This is a genomic window from Herbaspirillum sp. SJZ107, from assembly GCF_006715485.1.
GTDB lineage: Bacteria > Pseudomonadota > Gammaproteobacteria > Burkholderiales > Burkholderiaceae_D > Telluria.
In genome coordinates this window covers 384816-402168 of the sequence record NZ_VFNH01000001.1, presented here as the reverse complement: position 1 = coordinate 402168, position 17353 = coordinate 384816, and the positions used below count along the sequence as shown (strand labels likewise).

General features: G+C 63.6%; 15 protein-coding genes. 7 read left to right on the top strand and 8 right to left on the bottom strand.

Going from position 1 to position 17353, the window contains the following annotated elements; all coding sequences use genetic code 11:
* Positions 1-21: 21 nt before the first annotated feature.
* On the bottom strand, positions 22-1197 hold the full coding sequence (locus tag FBX97_RS01830) for an efflux RND transporter periplasmic adaptor subunit (protein ID WP_141828547.1): 1176 nt from the start codon (positions 1195-1197) through the stop codon (positions 22-24).
* A gap of 261 nt (positions 1198-1458) precedes the next feature.
* Between FBX97_RS01830 and FBX97_RS01825 the strand changes: the two genes are divergently transcribed.
* From FBX97_RS01825 to FBX97_RS01815, 3 genes are all read left to right on the top strand, one after another.
* Complete coding sequence (locus tag FBX97_RS01825; RefSeq protein ID WP_141828546.1) at positions 1459-3465, top strand: carbohydrate binding domain-containing protein; 2007 nt, start codon at positions 1459-1461, stop codon at positions 3463-3465.
* Positions 3466-3615: 150 nt separating this feature from the next.
* Entirely contained in the window at positions 3616-3972 is a 357-nt protein-coding gene (locus tag FBX97_RS01820) for a hypothetical protein (protein ID WP_141828545.1), read from the top strand.
* 89 nt (positions 3973-4061) lie between these two features.
* Positions 4062-4727, top strand: coding sequence for a hypothetical protein (locus FBX97_RS01815; protein ID WP_141828544.1), 666 nt, complete (start codon positions 4062-4064; stop codon positions 4725-4727).
* 24 nt (positions 4728-4751) lie between these two features.
* On the opposite strand, the gene FBX97_RS01810 is transcribed toward FBX97_RS01815, so the two are convergent.
* The 5 genes from FBX97_RS01810 to FBX97_RS01790 form a co-directional block, all read right to left on the bottom strand.
* Positions 4752-5342 (bottom strand): type 1 glutamine amidotransferase domain-containing protein, encoded by a 591-nt coding sequence (locus FBX97_RS01810; RefSeq protein WP_221631719.1) that lies wholly within the window; start codon positions 5340-5342, stop codon positions 4752-4754.
* A gap of 84 nt (positions 5343-5426) precedes the next feature.
* Positions 5427-5984, bottom strand: coding sequence for a type 1 glutamine amidotransferase domain-containing protein (locus FBX97_RS01805; RefSeq protein WP_141828542.1), 558 nt, complete (start codon positions 5982-5984; stop codon positions 5427-5429).
* 90 nt (positions 5985-6074) lie between these two features.
* Positions 6075-7406: an Nramp family divalent metal transporter gene (locus FBX97_RS01800; protein ID WP_141828541.1), complete on the bottom strand. Its 1332-nt coding sequence runs from the start codon at positions 7404-7406 to the stop codon at positions 6075-6077.
* A 74-nt stretch (positions 7407-7480) separates the two neighbouring features.
* Positions 7481-7798: a chaperone modulator CbpM gene (locus FBX97_RS01795; protein WP_141828540.1), complete on the bottom strand. Its 318-nt coding sequence runs from the start codon at positions 7796-7798 to the stop codon at positions 7481-7483.
* Between the two features lies 1 nt (position 7799).
* Complete coding sequence (locus tag FBX97_RS01790) at positions 7800-8753, bottom strand: DnaJ C-terminal domain-containing protein (protein WP_141828539.1); 954 nt, start codon at positions 8751-8753, stop codon at positions 7800-7802.
* Positions 8754-9144: 391 nt separating this feature from the next.
* Between FBX97_RS01790 and FBX97_RS01785 the strand changes: the two genes are divergently transcribed.
* The 4 genes from FBX97_RS01785 (at position 9145) to FBX97_RS01770 (ending at position 16332) form a co-directional block, all read left to right on the top strand.
* Entirely contained in the window at positions 9145-9744 is a 600-nt protein-coding gene (locus tag FBX97_RS01785) for a PEP-CTERM sorting domain-containing protein (protein WP_141828538.1), read from the top strand.
* A gap of 145 nt (positions 9745-9889) precedes the next feature.
* Positions 9890-11299, top strand: a complete 1410-nt coding sequence (locus FBX97_RS01780; RefSeq protein WP_141828537.1) for an MATE family efflux transporter — start codon at positions 9890-9892, stop codon at positions 11297-11299.
* A gap of 179 nt (positions 11300-11478) precedes the next feature.
* Positions 11479-13824 (top strand): glycoside hydrolase family 31 protein, encoded by a 2346-nt coding sequence (locus tag FBX97_RS01775; protein WP_141828536.1) that lies wholly within the window; start codon positions 11479-11481, stop codon positions 13822-13824.
* Between the two features lie 288 nt (positions 13825-14112).
* Positions 14113-16332: an alpha/beta fold hydrolase gene (locus FBX97_RS01770; RefSeq protein WP_141828535.1), complete on the top strand. Its 2220-nt coding sequence runs from the start codon at positions 14113-14115 to the stop codon at positions 16330-16332.
* Between the two features lie 81 nt (positions 16333-16413).
* On the opposite strand, the gene FBX97_RS01765 is transcribed toward FBX97_RS01770, so the two are convergent.
* Both FBX97_RS01765 and FBX97_RS01760 read right to left on the bottom strand, forming a co-directional pair.
* Positions 16414-16587, bottom strand: a complete 174-nt coding sequence (locus FBX97_RS01765; protein WP_141828534.1) for a CsbD family protein — start codon at positions 16585-16587, stop codon at positions 16414-16416.
* A gap of 114 nt (positions 16588-16701) precedes the next feature.
* Positions 16702-17352 (bottom strand): bifunctional 2-polyprenyl-6-hydroxyphenol methylase/3-demethylubiquinol 3-O-methyltransferase UbiG, encoded by a 651-nt coding sequence (locus FBX97_RS01760; RefSeq protein ID WP_141828533.1) that lies wholly within the window; start codon positions 17350-17352, stop codon positions 16702-16704.
* Between the last annotated feature and the right edge of the window lies 1 nt (position 17353).

The window sequence follows — 17353 nt, the reverse complement described above, 5'->3', positions numbered from 1 at the left end:
GGTCGGCTACGCCATGACCGCCTACGGCCCCTGGCGCGCAAGCCCGGCCGCGCCGGGCGCGGCGAGCGGCTGGCCGCGCTCGTCCAGCGCCACCTGCTGCGGCGTCACCGCTGCGCCGGGTGTGGCGCGCTGCAGGCCGTCCACGACGATGAGCTCGCCGGGCTCGACGCCGCTGACCACGCGCATGCCGTCGATCAGCGCGCCAGGCTTGACTTCGCGTGCCTCGACCCGCCGGCCCGCCCCCACCACCAGCACCAGCCTGCGGGTCTGATCGACCGTGATCGCGCGATCCGGCACCAGGGTCGCTTCGTAGGGCTTGCCGGCGCCGATCCGGATGCGCGCCGTCAGGCCCGGCGTGAGCAGGCCATCGGCGTTGTCGAATACGCCGCGCAACTGGATGCTGCCGGTGGTCGGGTTGAGCCGGTTGTCGACGAAGTCGATCCGCCCCGCACGCGGGAACCCCTCTTCGTTGAACAAGCCCATCTGTACCTTCGGTGCTGCCTGCCGGTTCGCCGCCGCCTGCCCGTACTTGAGGTAGGCGCCCTCGCTGGGCTCGAAGTAGGCGTACACGCGGTCGGTCGAGACGATGGTGGTGAGCACCGGGTCGTTGACGCTTACCAGGTTGCCCACGGTGACCGCCTTGCGCGACATGCGCCCGGCGATCGGCGCGACGATGCGGGTAAATTCGAGGTTCAGGCGCGCCGCGGCGAGCGCGGCTTCGGCCGCGCGCAGGCTGGCGGTGGCGTTCTGGGCCGAGGCGCGCAACTGGTCCACCTCTTGCTGGGAAACGGCGTTGGCCGGCAACAAGCGCTCGCCGCGCGCCGCCAGGACGCGTGCCAGTTCACCCTGGCTGCGCGCCAGCGCGACGTTGGCCTCGGTGCGCGCCACCTCGGCGGCGAACGGGCGCGGATCGATGGTGAACAGCAGCGCGCCCTGCCGTACCTGGTCGCCATCGCGGAAATGAATGCGCTCGAGGGTGCCGGCCACACGGGAGCGCACATCGACCTGGTCGGGAGCGGCCAGCCGCGCGCTGTACTCGTCGAATTCCTCGACCATGCGGCGCGTCACCGGCGCCACCCCGACCAGTGGCGGCTTGGCGCTGCCGGGAGGCTGCGCCGGCGCCTCGCGGCCGCAACCGGCACAGGCCGCTGCCAGCACGGCCAACATCGAAAGCAGGATTTTGCGAACCAGTTGCATGTCTCAACTTTCCGACCGCGCTTGTCAGCTGAGCTTGAATTGCCGAGGGGCTACCGATCGGTTGGAGTCAAATTGGGCGCGGTGGTTCAAGTAAACGAAATGGACATTTTCTGATTGTCGGCAATATTTACACTTCCAGCTAGAAGCTTACACCTAGTAATGTAGACCTTTGATTATGTTAAATCTTTTTTGAGGCATTATTTTTGCTTGAATTAATCTCCTAAGCGAAAAATAAAAGTTTCAAATAATTAGGAGACATAGATGCTACGGTATAAAAATCTTTTCGCCACCGCTGGCGTGGCCTTGATGTTAAGTGCATGCGGCGGAAGCGGCGACACATCACCCGCACCGACGCCGACACCTGCACCGACGCCGGCACCGCCGCCGCCCACCACGACGGTCGTCTGGAGTGACGAGTTCAACGGCACCTCTCTCGACGCCACGAAGTGGGCTTACCAGTTGGGTAATGGCGCGAATGTCGGTAACCCGGGATGGGGTAACAACGAGCTCGAGTACTATACGGACCGTACCGAGAACGTGCGTGTCGAGGGCGGCAACCTGATCATTACTGCCCGAAAAGAACCGATCGTCGGCACAGCTGCCGGCGGTAACCAGGGCCAGACTTTCAACTGGACTTCCGGGCGCATCCGCTCTGCCGGAAAATTCAGCCGGACCTACGGCAAGATCGAATTCCGCGCCAGGCTACCCGTGGGCAAAGGGTTCTGGCCGGCCGTCTGGATGCTGCCGGAAGATAATGTTGGCAATCCATACGCATCCTGGGCAGCCAACGGCGAAATCGACATTATGGAAGGCTTCGGGAGCAAGCCGACCAAGATCGCCCAGACGCTTCATTATGGCGGGATGTGGCCAAAGAACATCTATACTAGCAATGAGGTTACAATTGCGGACAACAGCAATGTCAGCGAGTGGCACACCTATACGCTGGAATGGCGATCAAACGAAATCAAATGGTCGATCGACGGCGTCGTCACATCCACGCAGACGAAATGGTGGAGTTCGAACGTCAACCCTCCGGACAGCGATGACGATCTCAACCCTTGGCCTGCACCGTTCAACAAGCCGTTCTACGTGTTGATCAACCTCGCAGTCGGCGGCAATTTCGACGGTAACCCAACGGCCACGACGCCCGACAAGGGCGAGATGGTCGTCGACTACATCCGGTGGTCGTCCTTGCCTGACGAAAATCGCGATCCTGGCCCACGCCCGGCAATGAAATATCCATGGACACCAGTGAATACGGCCGCGCGTCCCGCAGTCAATGGCAATTTCGTCTATAACCCGTCGTTTGATTGGACCTCGAGCAATACGGTCGTTACTCAGAATCCGGAAGTGGAGACCATCGCGGGCGTCACCAACACATATTTCTGGAACTTGTTCAAATCGGATGGTGACGCAAGCGCGAGCAACGACGGCGGCGCCATCAGAATCAATGTTACCAATCCCGGCACCCAGGGATGGAATGTGCAGTTACAGCACAACAATGTTCCGCTCACCGCAGGGCGTAAGTACCGGATCAGCTTTGACGCACGGGCGTCCACTAACCGCACCATGACTTACACGGTGGGCGCCGGCCAGGACCGGAGTTATGAATCCTACTCCGGCGGCGACCAGTCGGCCGATCTGACAACGAACATGCAGAGTTTTACACGCACCTTCAGCATGCTGTCTGCCACGAACAACGGCGCGCGTATCGTGTTCAATCTTGCAAACGCAGGCGCCAATTCGGTTTGGATCGATAACGTGCTTTTCGAAGACATTGGCGCTGCAGACGCACCGGCCGGACCCGAGGTTGGGGTGAACCTGTTGAAGAACGGCGACTTTTCATCCGACCTGGCCCCGAACTGGACCACCTGGTCGAATCCCGGGACCGGTTCGCTGACCGCCTCCGTGGTGAACGGCAGCGCGCAATTGGTCGTCACCGATGTGGATCCGGCGAATAACTGGAATGTGCAGTTCAATCAGCCCAACGTACCCCTGGTGAAAGGCAAGAGTTATACCCTGGTCTTCAAGGGTGCTGCCAGCGTTGCCAAAACAGTCGGGGTCGTGATAGGCGAGAACGGCGGAAGCTACGCGCGCTACCTGGATGTGACAGCGGCATTGACGCCGACAATCGGGACGTACACGTACACGTTCACCTCCCCGGTAACGAATGCTGCGGCCCAATTGCAGATACTGGGCGCCGGTGGTGCGACGGGAGACGACTACACCCTCACGTTCGACGATTTCGGCCTCGTCGCCAATCCGTGATTCTACGAGTACGGCAATGAGGGCAAGGCCGGATGGCCTTGCCCATTTTTATTGATGCGTGCAACCGAGCCGTGCTCAGCCGCCCCACCCCGCCGTGTTAGCATTAAGTTAATGCAGCAAGCTGCGCAAGCACAGAACAAGGAAAAACCGATGTTGAAGATCAACGGCAAGGAACTGACTTTTTCGAAATCCTTTTTCATGGAACGCGACGAGGAAGCCGTATTCACCGGCCCCGAGTTTTCGGGCGAAACCCTGCGCCTGAGCACTTTCCAGTACATCCCCGGCATGAGCAGCGAATCCGACGTCAAAGCCAAGCTGGTCGACGGCCAGGTGCATATGCGCATGCCCTTCCTGGAAAAAGGTTCGTTTGCGACCGGCCTGCAGCTCGAATTGAACAATAAAGCGAGCGTCAGCATCCGCATCGGCGGCCAGAGCCTCGGTGGCAAGCTTCTCGTTCAGCTGGACATTTACCTCAGCCGCCCGACGAATTACGCGCCGCGCCAGTAAAAGAACGCAAACGCCTGCGGCTGAGCCGCCTCAATCGAATCCCGGCAATTTGATGCACCGTAGAGCCAACGCTTTTTCCGAGCCTGGCCATGCGACGCATCGATCCCCGCCTGATCCTCAATCGCGATGCCCTTGCATCGAACTCCGGCCTGCGCGGCAAACCCTTGCTGGTTGCCGGCGCCGGCCTGTTCGCGGCCGGGATGATCGCCGGCGCCGCACTGGCGCCGCGCGTGCTGGCGCCGGCGCCGGTAGCGGTCGTGCGCGGCGATACGCTGGCCGGCTTCGCGCCGGACGCGATCCTGTCGCTGACCTGGGCCACGCGCACCGGCATGACGACCCTCCAGCGCTCGAGCCGCGGCGCCCGCTTCCAGGTGCAGTCGACCTTTGCCGACGAGCGTCAGGCGCAGCACTGCAGCGTGCCGGCCGACCTGGGCGGCCACCTGGCGCGGCTTGCGGAATGGAAGGCGCGGCGCGGCCTGGCGCCCGAACAGCGCGAGCGGGAATTTCCGGTCCAGCTGGGGGTGCTGGACATCCGCGACAACATCATCGGGGAGCCGGCCGTCACGGCGCTGGTCTTTGCGAACCGGGACCAATCCGCACTCGCCGTCGCGATGGAAGGCTATGCCGGCGAAGTGATCCTGCCTGCGGCCGAACTGCGCTGGCTGGAACGGGCCTGCGACACCTTGGCCGTGACCGAGGCGCCGGCAACGGATGCGCGCTCGGCCAGCCTCGGCCAATGGCTGGCCGAGCCTTGAATCAGTCAAGCGTCAGGCCGGCGCTCAGGACGTCGGCCCGGGGTCGTTCCCCGGCGCCAGCAGCAGTTCCTTCAGCAGCGCATCGTTAAAGGCCGGCAGGTCGTCCGGCTTGCGGCTGGTGACCAGGCGCGCATCGACCACGACCTCGTCGTCGGTCCACTCGGCGCCGGCATTGGTCAGGTCGCGTTTCAGGCTCGGCCAGCTGGTCAGGTGCTTGGCGGTGGCGATGCCGGCGTCGATCAGGGTCCAGGGACCGTGGCAGATCGCGGCGACCAGCTTTTCCTCGACCGGGAAGCCGCGGATGAAGTCGATCGCTTCCTTGCTCATGCGCAGTTGGTCCGGGTTGGCGACGCCGCCCGGCAGCACCAGCCCGTCGAAGTCGGCCGGGTTGGCGTCGGCGACATTGAGCTCGACCTTGAATTTGTCGGCCGGCTGCAGCTGGTTGAAGCCCTGCACCTCTGCGCCGGCCGGCTTGGGCGATACCAGCACCACGGTCGCCCCGTTTTCTTCGAGGAAGGAACGCGGGCTGGTGTATTCGATCTGTTCCACACCATCGGTCATCAGCATCGCGACGCGGATGCCTTCCAGCGGCTTGCCGGCAGCTTGTTCCAACATAAGAACCTCCATGATTCGTCAAATAGTCATGGAACCATTCTAGGCACGTGGCGGACGGCACGGCGCGCGGTGTCCTGCAGGCATCTACTGCTGGAGCTGTCCCAGGATCGCCTGGTTGAATGCCGGGATGTCGTCCGGCTTGCGGCTGGTGACCAGCTTGCCGTCGACCACCACCTGCTGGTCGCTCCATTTCGCACCCGCGTTTTCCAGGTCGACCTGCAGCGTCGGCCAGCTGGTCATCTGGCGGTTGGTGACGAGTTCGGCGTCGATCAGGGTCCAGGGACCGTGGCAGATGGCGGCGATCGGCTTGTTGGCCATGCCGAAAGCGTGGATGAAGGCGATCGACTCGGTCGACAGGCGCAAATAATCCGGATTGGCGACGCCGCCCGGCAACACCAGCGCGTCGAAATCGGCATGGTCGGCGCCGCGCACGTCCTGCTCGACCTTGAAGGTCTGGTCCGGGGTCAGCTGGTCGAAGCCCTGGATGGTTTCGCCGGGCGCTTTCGGCGACAGCAGCGTCACTGTCGCGCCCTGCTCTTCCAGGAAGCTGCGCGGCCCGGTGTACTCGACCTGCTCGACGCCGTCCGTCATCAGGATGGCGACGCGTTTGCCCTGCAGGGCCTGGGATGAAGCTTGTTGCATATGACCTCCTTGCGTAGCGTGACTATCGGGAGATCGATTGTAGAGAGGGCGGCGCGGCGGCGGCGCCCGCATGCAGGGCGAGTTCGCCGGTCAGCCGGACAGCGCCTGCCACACCATCCACATGTTGGCGGCGGAAATCACCACGAACAGGCACCAGGCCAGGATCGCCGTCCACCAGGCATTCACGAAGCGGCCCATCAGGTCGCTGCGGCCGGTCAGGCGGATCAGCGGGTACATGGCAAACGGCAGCTGCATGCTGAGCACGACCTGGCTGCCGACCAGCATCTTGCCGACCGCATGGTCCCCCAGCGTCAGCACGCCGGCCATGGCCGGCGCCAGCGCCAGCGCGCGCGTGATCAGGCGCCGCTGCCAGCACGGGATCTTCATCTTGAGGAAGCCTTCCATGATCACCTGGCCGGCGATGGTGCCGGTAAAGGTCGAGCTCTGGCCGGACGCCAGCAGCGCCAGGCCGAACAGGATGGCGGCCATGGCGGTGCCGGCCACCGGCGCCAGCAGGTAATAGGCCTGGTCGATGTCCATCACGTTGCCCCCGCCCGGCTTGTGAAAAGCAGCCGCGGCCAGCACCAGGATGGCGCCGTTGATGAACAGCGCCAGGATCAGCGACACGATGGTGTCGATGCGCGACATCGCGATCGCTTCGGCCAGCCGCCCTTCCCGTCCCTGCATGCCGAGCGAAGCGACGCGGGTCTGCACCACCGACGAATGCAGGTACAGGTTGTGCGGCATCACGGTCGCGCCCAGGATGCCGATGGCGAGGTAGAGCGCGTCGCGGTCGGCGATTTTTTCGAGCGAGGGTAGCAGGCCGGCTGCCACTGCATGCCAGTCGGGCGAGACCAGCGCCAGTTCCGCGAACAGGCAGACGGCGATGGTGGCGATCAGCGCCAGGATGATGGCTTCCAGCTGGCGGAAACCCTTGCCCTTCAGCGCCAGGATCAGCAGGGTGTCGAGCGCGGTGAGCGCCACCCCGGTCGGCAGCGACACCCCGAGCAGCAGATGGAAGGCGAGCGCGCAGCCGAGCACCTCGGCCAGGTCGCAGGCGATGATCGAGAGTTCCGCGAACAGCCACAGCGCCTTGGCCGACAGCGGCGAATACTGTTCGCGGCAATGCACGGCCAGGTCCTTGCCGGTGACGATGCCCAGCCGCATGCTCAGGCATTGCAGCACGATCGCCGCCAGGCTCGACAGGACCACCACGAACAGCAACTGGTAGCCGAACTGGGAGCCGCCCTGGATGGCCGTCGCCCAATTGCCCGGGTCCATGTACCCGACCGACACCATCAGGCCGGGGCCGGCGTAGCGGATGACTTTCTTCCAGAACGGGTCGCTCTCGGGGACGGTGACGGTACCGGAGACTTCGGAGGGGCAGAACGGGGCGGTGGCGGTGGTGGGTAGCTTGAACATGGGGTTTGCGCAATCGGATCGACCGATTCTAGCGCAAACCCTTGATGTACATGAGTCCGTTCAGGCCCGCTCCTTCAAGCCGTTTTATTGCCCAGCACGTGCATGCGTGTGCGCAGGCGGCGGATCTCGTCGGCCATGTCGACCACCAGGGCCGCCAGGTCTTCGTTGGCGTCGAAATCGCGTTCGATGCGCAGCAGGCGGCGCGCGCGCATCAGGTCGATGCTGCGGAAGCGCAAGGCAGTCACCTGCACTTCCGGCTGGCTGCCGAGCACGCCCGCGTGCACGTGGCGTACCACCCAGTCCGGTTCCACATCGCAGGCGCGTGCCAGTTCCTCGAGCGTCAGGGCGACGTCCTCCAGCAGCACGCCACTCAGGCTTTGCTGAATCACCATCTCATGCTCCTATGCGTTCACGGGGATTGAAGGCCAGGTCGCGCGCCATCGCCTCGTACAGCTCGCGCGCACGGTCGCTGCTGGCGGGCGGCAGCACCACGTCCAGGATCAGGTACAGGTCGCCCGGCTGCGCCGCCGGGATGCCGCGGCCCTTCAGGCGCAGCTTGCGCCCGCTCTGGGAGCCGGGCGGCACCGTCACCTCGACCGGGCCGGACGGCGTCGGTACCGAGATGCTGGCGCCGAGCGCGGCTTCCCATGGCGCCACCGGCACGTTCTCGTAGACGTTGGTGCCTTCGAGGCGGTAACGCGCATCCGGGTTCAGCTGCACTTCGAGGTAGATGTCGCCGGCCGGCCCGCCGCCGATGCCGGGGTGGCCCTGCCCCTTCATGCGCAGCTGCTGGCCCGGGGTGATGCCCTTCGGGATGGTGACGCTGAGGGTCTTGTCGCGCGTGACGGTGCGGCCCGACGCATCCTGTTCGGGCACGCGCAGGGTCACCGTGCGGGTGGCGCCCTGGTAGGCGTCGCGCAGGTCGATGGCGATGGCGGCATGGATGTCCTCGCCGGCCATGCGGAAGCCGCCGCCCATGCCACCCATGCCGGCGCCTGGTCCGGCACCGGCAGCGCGGCTGCGCCGGCCGACGTGGGCAAACAGGTCGGCAAAGAAATCGTTGCCTTCGGCGCCATTGAAGTCGAATTGCGAACCCCAGTCGGGCGGCGGCCGGAATTCCTGTCCGGGCCGGTAGCCACGGCCGAGTTCGTCATAGGCGGCGCGCTTCTCGGCGTCGCCCAGCACGTCGTAGGCTTCGTTGATTTCCTTGGTCTTGGCGTCGGCATCCTTGTGCTTGCTGACGTCGGGATGATATTGCCGCACCAGCTTGCGGTATGCCTTCTTGATCTCGTCGGCGGACGCCGTGCGTTCCACGCCGAGTATTTTGTAGTAGTCCTTGTATTCCACGAGCTTGCTCCTGGATCAATTCAATCGGGTTGGATGGTTCACTGAGCTGTCATATGAGGTTCGTAAGCTTGCTTTTCAACTAAATACGATTTTGCAAGAATGCCGTGGCACAAAGCTTCAAGGCAACGGTTAAAGTTTATGTAAGGATTTATTTAATTCCTCTATTTAATAATACTGGTTATCGGGAAATAACAAGACGGCTTGGATAAGCGCGATAAGAATCGCCGTCTTACCCGATCTGGGAATTAAAGTGCCGATATTTTTTACACTCATCAATAACTAATATTAATCTTTATTAACTTTTCCAAATGGAATCAATAAGCTAGTTAATATGATTTCCTTGGCACAGTAGTTGCATACACGAGGGACTCAAACAATTAGGGAGGTTTTGATGAAGCTGAGTTCCGTTGCCAAAGCACTTGCCAGCCTGTCGTTTTTTGCATGCACGTCGCTGTTTGCTGCACCCCTCACGGTTGATATCGCCGGCGTCCAGAGCAATGGCGAACTCGGCGATCCAGGCAATACGGTGCTGACCTACAATGTCGGTGCCAATGCGACCATCACCGCCGTTAGCTATTCTGTCAACGTGACGGCTTTCACGCCGAGCTGGCTGTCGGAAATCGGCCTGGCATTCACCGATTCCGACTTTTTCGAGGGCGTTATCTTCAATCCGGGCGCGGGTGACGAATTTCCGGGCACGGCAACGTATTCGGACTCGGCCGACCTGACAGCCCTGGGCCTGTCCTTCAACGTCGGCGCCGACGGCATCCTGCGCCTGGAGTTCTACGAAGATTTCGACGATTTATCCGGCACGGATGGCCGCTGGAACTTCGGCACCATCACCTTCAACGTGGAAGGCGGCACCGTACTGCCGCCGGTCGATCCGGGTACCCCGGGCGGCGAGGTGCCGGAACCGGCAAGCGCGCTACTGATCGGCGCCGGCCTGGCCGCGCTGGGCTACCGCCGCCGCGCCGCCAAGCAGGTGCACTGATCCGCGCTGTGCCTGAAGCGTCGTACCCGGCCGGGGCAGCACCGTCGATGCGGCGGCTGCCCCGGCCGCTTTTGCAGGGAGGTACCGTCACCCGGCCTTAGCAATTAGTCAGTACAATCCGGGGTTTCGCCAGCTGCCCCGAACCATGACGTCCACCGTATCCGCCGCCCCCGCCTCTTCTCCCGTCCGCACCGAGATCGCCACCCTGTGGCGCCTGTCGTGGCCGATGCTGGTCGGCCAGCTGGCCACGGTCGGCATGGGGGTGGCGGACGTGGCGATGACCGGGCACGTCAGCGCGGCCGAGCTGGCGGCGGTATCGCTTGGCACCTCCGTGTGGTCGATCATCCTGGTCACCGTGATGGGCGTCATGATGGCGGTGAATTCCGTGGTCGCGCACGAGATGGGTGCCGGCCGCTTCGACAAGATCTCGCATTCGGTGCGCGAATCGCTGTGGATGGGCGCGATCGTCGGCATCGTCGGCTGCCTGGCGGCGAATGCCTGCACGCTGCTGTTCGACCACATCGGCCTGGAAGCGGCCGTGGCCTGGCGCGCCAAGACCTTCCTGCACATCATCAGCCTCGGCATGCCGGCCTTTGCCTGCTACCGCGCGCTGTACGGCTACACCACCAGCATCAACCAGACCAAGCCGATCATGGTCATCGCCATCTGCGGGCTGCTGTACAACATCGCGCTCAACTGGATGCTGGTGTTCGGCAAGTTCGGCTTGCCGAAGCTGGGTGCGCTCGGCTGCGCGGTCTCGACCGCCAGCGGCGTATGGCTGATGCTGGCGGCGATGGTTATCTGGATCAAGGTCTCCAGCGCCTACCGCATGACCTATCCGTTCACGCGCTGGGAAGGCCCGAACTGGCGCGAGATCGGCAGCATGCTGCGCCTCGGCCTGCCGATCGGCGTGACCCATTTCGCGGAAGTCAGCGCCTTCGGCATCGTCAGCCTGCTGGTGGCGCGTTTCGGCGTGGTGCAGGTGTCGGCGCACCAGATCGCGCTGAATTTCGTGTCGCTGGTGTTCATGGTACCGCTCAGCTTCGGCATCGGCGCCCTGACCCGCGTCGGCCAGGCGATGGGCGAAGGCAATGCGGTGCGGGCGCGCTTCGTGGCCTGGACCGGCACCGGCATGTGCATCGCTTTCGGCGTGCTGTCGGCGATCTTCATCGCCCTGTTCCGCTGGCAGATTGCAGCGATGTACACCTCGGACGCGGCGGTGCAGGCCACCTGCGCCATGCTGCTGCTGTTCGCCGCGCTGTTCCAGTTGTCCGACTCGACCCAGGTGGCGGCCGCCTCCGCGATGCGCGGCTATCAGGTCACGCGTTCGCCGATGGTGATCCAGATGATCGCGTTCTGGGGCGTGGCACTGCCGGTCGGCTGGATCCTGGGCCTGGCCCCTAGCTGGTTCCCGTGGTCGCCGGCCCAGCCGATGCAAGCCACCGGTTTCTGGATCGGCTTGGTGCTGGGCCTGACGGTGGCGGCCGTGCTGCTGGCGTGGTCGCTCAACAAGCTGTCGGCACTGCGCGTGCGCGCGGCGAATGTTAGCGCCTGACAGTTATTAATTGCATATGTGACCGCTAACATGCACAATAGCCGCACACAACAATAAGCGAACCCAGCGGTCACAGAACGCGATATCCAGGAGACAGCCAGCAGGCTTCAAGCGCGGCATCCATCCGATCCGTCCGTGCGCTCGGTCGCCCGATCGATTCGATACCGACAGGAGACGGGATGAGGCTGACACCCCACACCACTTTGGCCGCGCTGGCATCGGCGCTGGCATTCACCCCCGCGGCTTTCGCCGCACCATTGACCACCCTGGACAGGAACGGCGCCTGGGTCTCGGTCGAAGCCTACGGCCCCAACATCGTGCATGTGACGATCGCCGCCGACAAGGACCAGGTCCTGAAAGGTCCGGGCTACGGCATCCTGGCGAAAGCCGCCGAGAATGGCGCCTTCCGCCACAGCCGCGCCGCGGACGGCGACACCTTCGCCTCCTCCGGCATGACCCTGCACGTGAACCCGGCCCCGGCGCCGCGCGTGCCGAGCCAGGGCGAAAAATACTTCGCGCCGGCGCTGGCGTCGGTCGGGCTGCAGGTGAAAAATGCGCGCGGCGAGCAAATCCTCAGCATGACCGGCTGGGAAATGGCGCCGCATACCGTCAACGGCGAAAAGACTTACCAGGTCGGCGCCTCGTTCGCGGCCCCGCGCGACGAGCATTACTACGGCATGGGCCAGAACCAGGAATCGCTGTCCGGCCTCGACCTGCGCGGCCGCGTGCTCGACTGCAAGCACTGGTACGACGCCCCGGCCGGCGAAACCGTTTGCGTGCCCTTCATGGTGTCGTCCAAGGGCTACGGCATCGTCTGGGACAATCCATCCGCCACCCGTTTCGTCGCCGGCGTGCACGGCAAGACCGCCTTCCAGTCGAACGTGGGCGAACGCGTCAGCTTCTTCGTCATCACCGGCAATTCTTCGGATGAACTGTATTCCGGCTACGCCCGCCTGACCGGCAAGACCCCAATCCCACCGAAAGCCGCCTTCGGCCTGATCCAGTCCAAGGCTCGCTACGACAGCCAGCAGGAAGTGCTGCGCGTGGCGAATACCTACCGCCAGAAACAGTACCCGCTCGACGTGATGGTGGTCGACTGGTTCTACTGGACACGCATGGGCCAGATGGACATCAACCCGGCCGAATTCCCCGATCCGGACGGCATGAACAAGCAGCTGCACGACATGGGCATGCAGTCGATCATCTCGATCTGGCCGCGCTACGAGACCTCGGGCCGCTACTTCAACGAGCTCGATGCCAAGGGTTACCTGCTCAAGGACAAGGACGGCAAGACCGTCGACGGCCTGCCCTTCCGTTCCGACCGCACCGGCGGCCTGATCGACGCCACCAATCCCAAGGCACGCCAGTGGTTCTGGGAAAAGTCGCGCGACAATATCCTGTCTCACGGCTTCGATTACCCGTGGCTGGACGAGACCGAACCCGACCTGGTGCCGGACGGCTTCATGTATGCGATCGGCTCGGGCGACCGCTTCCACAACCTGTTCCCGCTGCTGCACGTCGAAGGTTTCGCCGACAACATGCGCGCCTGGAAACCGAACAAGCGCGTATTGATCCTGTCGCGCGCCGCCTACCTCGGCTCGCAGCGCACCGGCGCCCTGTTCTGGTCCTCCGACATCAATCCGACCTGGGAAGCGCTGGCGCGCCAGATCCCGACTGGCCTGAACATGACCGCGTCCGGCATCGCGCTGTGGGGCAACGACATCGGTGGCTGGCAATACCTGCCGCAGACCACCAGCGCCACCAAGGCGCCGCTGCTGGACCCGTCCGACGCGCGCGACGTCGTCGGCCAGAACCACGACTATCCGGAACTGCACACGCGCTGGTTCCAGTACGGCACCTTCCTGCCGACGCTGCGCCTGCACGGCGACCGCAAGCAGGCCGACATCTGGTCCTTCGGCAAGGCGGCGGAAACGATCATGGCGCGCTATGACCGCTTGCGCTATCAATTGATCCCGTACATCTACAGCCAGGCCAAGTTCACCCACGACACCGGCGCCCCCTTCATGCGGCCGCTGTGGATGGATTTCCCGCAAGATCCGAACGTGGCCGACATCGGCACCGAGTACATGTTCGGCCCGGCCTTCCTGGTGGCGCCGGTGACGGAACAGGGCCAGACCGAGAAGGACGTCTACCTGCCGGCCGGCAGCGACTGGTACAACTTCTGGACGAAAGAAAAGCTGGCCGGCGGCCGCTGGATGAAAGTGGCGGCGCCGATCGACCAGATCCCGGTATTCGTCAAGGCCGGCTCGATCGTGCCGATCGGCGCCGACATCCAGTCGACCGCCACCAGGCAGGCGATCGCCGAGATCCAGGTGTACCCGGGCAAGGATGGCGAGTTCAGCCTGTATGACGACGATGGCGTCTCGTATGACTACGAGAAGGGCAAGTCGACCACCACCCGGCTGCGCTGGAGCGAGGGCAGCGGCAAGCTGACGGCCTCGGGCGGCGATAGCGGGCTGGCCAGGTCCTTGCCGGGGCTGGTCAAGGTGATCGGAAAGCAGTAACCTGCAATGCAGGAGCCGCAAACTTTATATCGCCGCTCCTGCTCATCAACGTCGCCCCTGCGCAGGCAGGGGCCCAAGTTCGGCTAGCGCTGTCGAAACGCATGCAACTTGGCCCCCTGCCTTCGCAGGGGCGACGTTTTTACGCTGACGCATCGGTCAAGCGGGTCGCTACGCACATTCCACCCGCGTCGCCCCCTCATACCCCCTCATATTTACAGCTTTTCACCCCCGACTCTGGTATCGTCTCGGCCGTTGCACACAATTAATCAATTGCCCAGAGACCATTCCATGCGCCCTCTCATCCTGCTCCTTGCCGCCCTGTCGGCCGCTCCCGCATCCGCGGAGCGCCTGACGCTGGACCGACTTCACGCCGACCCGGCGTTGGCCGGTCCTGGCGTGCGCGCCTTGCGCGTGTCGCCCGACGGCGAACGCGTGACTTTCCTGCGCGGCCGCGCCGACAACCAGTTCCAGCTGGACCTGTGGGAATACAACATGAAGGACAAGACCACGCACCGCCTGGTCGACTCCAAGAAGCTGGTCCCGAACGAGAACCTGTCGCTGGAAGAACGCGCCCGGCGCGAACGCGCGCGTACCGCCAGCCTGTCCGGCATCATCAGCTACAGCTGGGCACCTAGCGGCAAGCAGATCCTGGTGCCGATCGCCGGCGACCTGTACCTGGTCGACGTCGCGAATCCGGATGCGGCGCGCAAGGTCGCCTCGGGCAATGTCGGCGATCCGAAGATTTCGCCGAAGGGCCGCTACGTCTCCTTCGTGCGCGACCAGAACCTGTTCGTGATCGATTTGACGACCGGCCAGGAACGCCAGCTGACCACCGATGGCAAAGGCACGATCCACAACGGCGAAGCCGAGTTCGTGGCGCAGGAAGAGATGGACCAGAAAACCGGCTACTACTGGGCGCCGGACGATTCCGCGATCGCCTACCGCCGCTTCGACGAAGCGCAGGTGCCGGTTGCACGCCGCTTCGAAATCTACGCCGACCGCACCGAGGTCATCGACCAGCGCTACCCTGCCGCCGGCGACCCGAACGTGGTGATTGACCTGATGATCGTCAATCCGGCGACCGGCGCGCAGAAGCAAGTGGATCTCGGCGCCGAGAAGGACATCTACCTGGTGCGCGCCGACTGGAGCGGCGACGCCAAGACCCTGGTCTACCAGCGCCAGTCGCGCGACCAGAAGCGCCTCGACCTGGTGGCGGTCGACGCCGCCACGCTGGCCCAGCGTCCGCTGTTCACCGAAACCTCGACGACCTGGGTGGCGGTGCCGGCCGACCTGCGCTTCCTGAAGAGCCGCAACGCCTTCATCTGGGCGTCCGAGCGCAGCGGCCGCAACCACCTGTACATGTTCGACATGAACGGCAAGCTGCTGCACCCGATCACCAAGGGTGAATGGGGTGTCGACAGCATCCTGGCCGTGGACGAAGCCGCCGGCAAGGTCTACATCTCGTCCAACAAGGATGCGGTGATCGACAAGCAGACCTACGCCGTCAACCTGGACGGCGGCAATGCCGACAAGCCGGTGCGCATCACCAGGCAGGACGGCATGCACGACGATACCTTCGCCCAGAACGGCAAGATTTTCGTGGACACCTTCTCCGATCCGACCACCCCGCCGCAAGTGTCGATCCGCCGCGCCGACGGTTCGTTGGTCGAATGGCTCGAGCACAACGAGGTGAAGGGCGACCATCCGTACGCGAAGTACATGGCCAACCACCTGCCGACCGAATTCGGCAGCATCAAGGCGCACGACGGCCAGGACCTGTACTACTCGATGATCAAGCCGTCGAATTTCGATCCGGCCAAGCGCTATCCGGTGTTCCTGATGGTCTACGGCGGCCCGCACTCGCAGCAGGTGACGCGCGGCTGGGGCAACATGTTCAAGCAATACATGGCGCAGCAGGGCTTCGTGGTGTTCACGCTGGACAACCGCGGTTCTTCGCGCCGCGAGCGCAAGTTCACCGACGTCATCTACGGCGAGCTGGGCAAGCATGAAGTCGAAGACCAGTTGACCGGCATCGACTGGCTGGCCAAGCAGAGCTTCGTCGATCCGAAACGCGTCGGCGTGTTCGGCTGGAGCTACGGCGGCTTCATGACGCTGCGCCTGCTGGAAGCGGGTTCCGACAAGATCGCGATGGGCGTGTCGGTGGCGCCGGTGACCGACTGGTCGCTGTACGACACCCACTACACCGAGCAGTTCGTCGGCAGCACGCCGAAGGCCAACCCGCAGGCGTATGCGCAAAGCGGCGTGTTCGCCCACCTGGACGGCCTGAAGTCGCCGCTGCTGCTGATCCACGGCATGGCCGACGACAACGTGCTGTTCACCAACTCGACGCGCCTGATCGACGCGCTGGTGAACCGCAACGTCAAGTTCGAGCTGATGACCTATCCGGGTGCCAAGCACGGCATCTCGTCGCGTGCCGGCCAGCGCCACGTGTACGGCATGATCGAGGGCTTCTTCAAGAAGAACCTGGGCGGGACCGACGCCAAGTAATACATTGGCCGCAAGCTTCCTCAACGCGTAAAAACAAAAACAGCCGCTCGAAGCGGCTGTTTTCATTGAAGCTGGCGCGGCTTAGTTCTTGCCGACCACGTCCTTCAGGTCGCCAGCTTTCTCTTGCACTTTGCCTTCAACCTGGTTTGCCAGGCCCTTGGCTTCCTGCTCTTCGCTGCCGATGGCTTTACCGAAACCTTCTTGGATTTTGCCACCGATGTCTTTGGCTTTGCCTTTGATTTGGTCTTCGTTCATGATCATTCTCCTATCGTCAGTGAAATACTGCTTCTCGAAGTGAAGCGGCATGAACGTATAGTGCGCCGATTGCGGTCGCAATACTGTTCGCGACTTAACAAATGATTAAAATTTTCAGCGCGGCTTGCGCCAGACGCTGGCCAGCCAGGGCTGCTGTTCGCGCGGCAACCCTGGCGGGCGGTAATAGTGGTGCAGCGGATCGAAGCCGGCCCCGGTCACATACCGTTCCCAGCTCGCATAATCGTGGAAGCTGCCCCAGCGCGGGCCGTTCCAGCCCTCCTCGTTGTTCCCGCGCGGATTCGAGCTGAACAGCACGCCGCCGGGCTTCAGGGCCGCATACAGCTCGCCCAGCACCTTGGGCAGCAGGCTGCGCGGCACGTGGAACAGCGAGGCATTCGCATAGATGCCGTCGAACAAGCCATCCGGCAGGTCGAGGTCGAGGAAGTTCTGCTGCCACACTTCGCAGCCGCTGTAGGCCGCCGCCATCGCCACGAACTCGGCGCTGCCGTCGAGGCCGATGGCACGGTGGCCCATGTCGCGGAAGGTCTTCAGGTCGCGTCCCGGACCGCAGCCGAGGTCGAGCAAGGTATAGGGCGCGTCAAGCTCGATCGCCTCCAGCAGTGCGGCGATGTTCTGGCTGACGTCGTGGTCGATGGTGCCGGCGAAGAAGCGCGGCGCCACCGAGTCGTAGTGATGCAGCGTGCGCTGCGAGATGTCGCGGAAATCGTCGTAATCGGCGATGCCGGACGGGTCATGCTGTCCCATA

What these genes read in the sequence shown, in the direction of transcription:
- FBX97_RS01830 (WP_141828547.1), bottom strand. Translation starts at nt 1,197, where the DNA reads ATGCAACTGGTTCGCAAAATCCTGCTTTCGATGTTGGCCGTGCTGGCA.
- FBX97_RS01825 (WP_141828546.1), top strand. Translation starts at nt 1,459, where the DNA reads ATGCTACGGTATAAAAATCTTTTCGCCACCGCTGGCGTGGCCTTGATG.
- FBX97_RS01820 (WP_141828545.1), top strand. Translation starts at nt 3,616, where the DNA reads ATGTTGAAGATCAACGGCAAGGAACTGACTTTTTCGAAATCCTTTTTC.
- FBX97_RS01815 (WP_141828544.1), top strand. Translation starts at nt 4,062, where the DNA reads ATGCGACGCATCGATCCCCGCCTGATCCTCAATCGCGATGCCCTTGCA.
- FBX97_RS01810 (WP_221631719.1), bottom strand. Translation starts at nt 5,342, where the DNA reads ATGTTGGAACAAGCTGCCGGCAAGCCGCTGGAAGGCATCCGCGTCGCG.
- FBX97_RS01805 (WP_141828542.1), bottom strand. Translation starts at nt 5,984, where the DNA reads ATGCAACAAGCTTCATCCCAGGCCCTGCAGGGCAAACGCGTCGCCATC.
- FBX97_RS01800 (WP_141828541.1), bottom strand. Translation starts at nt 7,406, where the DNA reads ATGTTCAAGCTACCCACCACCGCCACCGCCCCGTTCTGCCCCTCCGAA.
- FBX97_RS01795 (WP_141828540.1), bottom strand. Translation starts at nt 7,798, where the DNA reads ATGGTGATTCAGCAAAGCCTGAGTGGCGTGCTGCTGGAGGACGTCGCC.
- FBX97_RS01785 (WP_141828538.1), top strand. Translation starts at nt 9,145, where the DNA reads ATGAAGCTGAGTTCCGTTGCCAAAGCACTTGCCAGCCTGTCGTTTTTT.
- FBX97_RS01780 (WP_141828537.1), top strand. Translation starts at nt 9,890, where the DNA reads ATGACGTCCACCGTATCCGCCGCCCCCGCCTCTTCTCCCGTCCGCACC.
- FBX97_RS01775 (WP_141828536.1), top strand. Translation starts at nt 11,479, where the DNA reads ATGAGGCTGACACCCCACACCACTTTGGCCGCGCTGGCATCGGCGCTG.
- FBX97_RS01770 (WP_141828535.1), top strand. Translation starts at nt 14,113, where the DNA reads ATGCGCCCTCTCATCCTGCTCCTTGCCGCCCTGTCGGCCGCTCCCGCA.
- FBX97_RS01765 (WP_141828534.1), bottom strand. Translation starts at nt 16,587, where the DNA reads ATGAACGAAGACCAAATCAAAGGCAAAGCCAAAGACATCGGTGGCAAA.
- FBX97_RS01760 (WP_141828533.1), bottom strand. Translation starts at nt 17,352, where the DNA reads ATGGGACAGCATGACCCGTCCGGCATCGCCGATTACGACGATTTCCGC.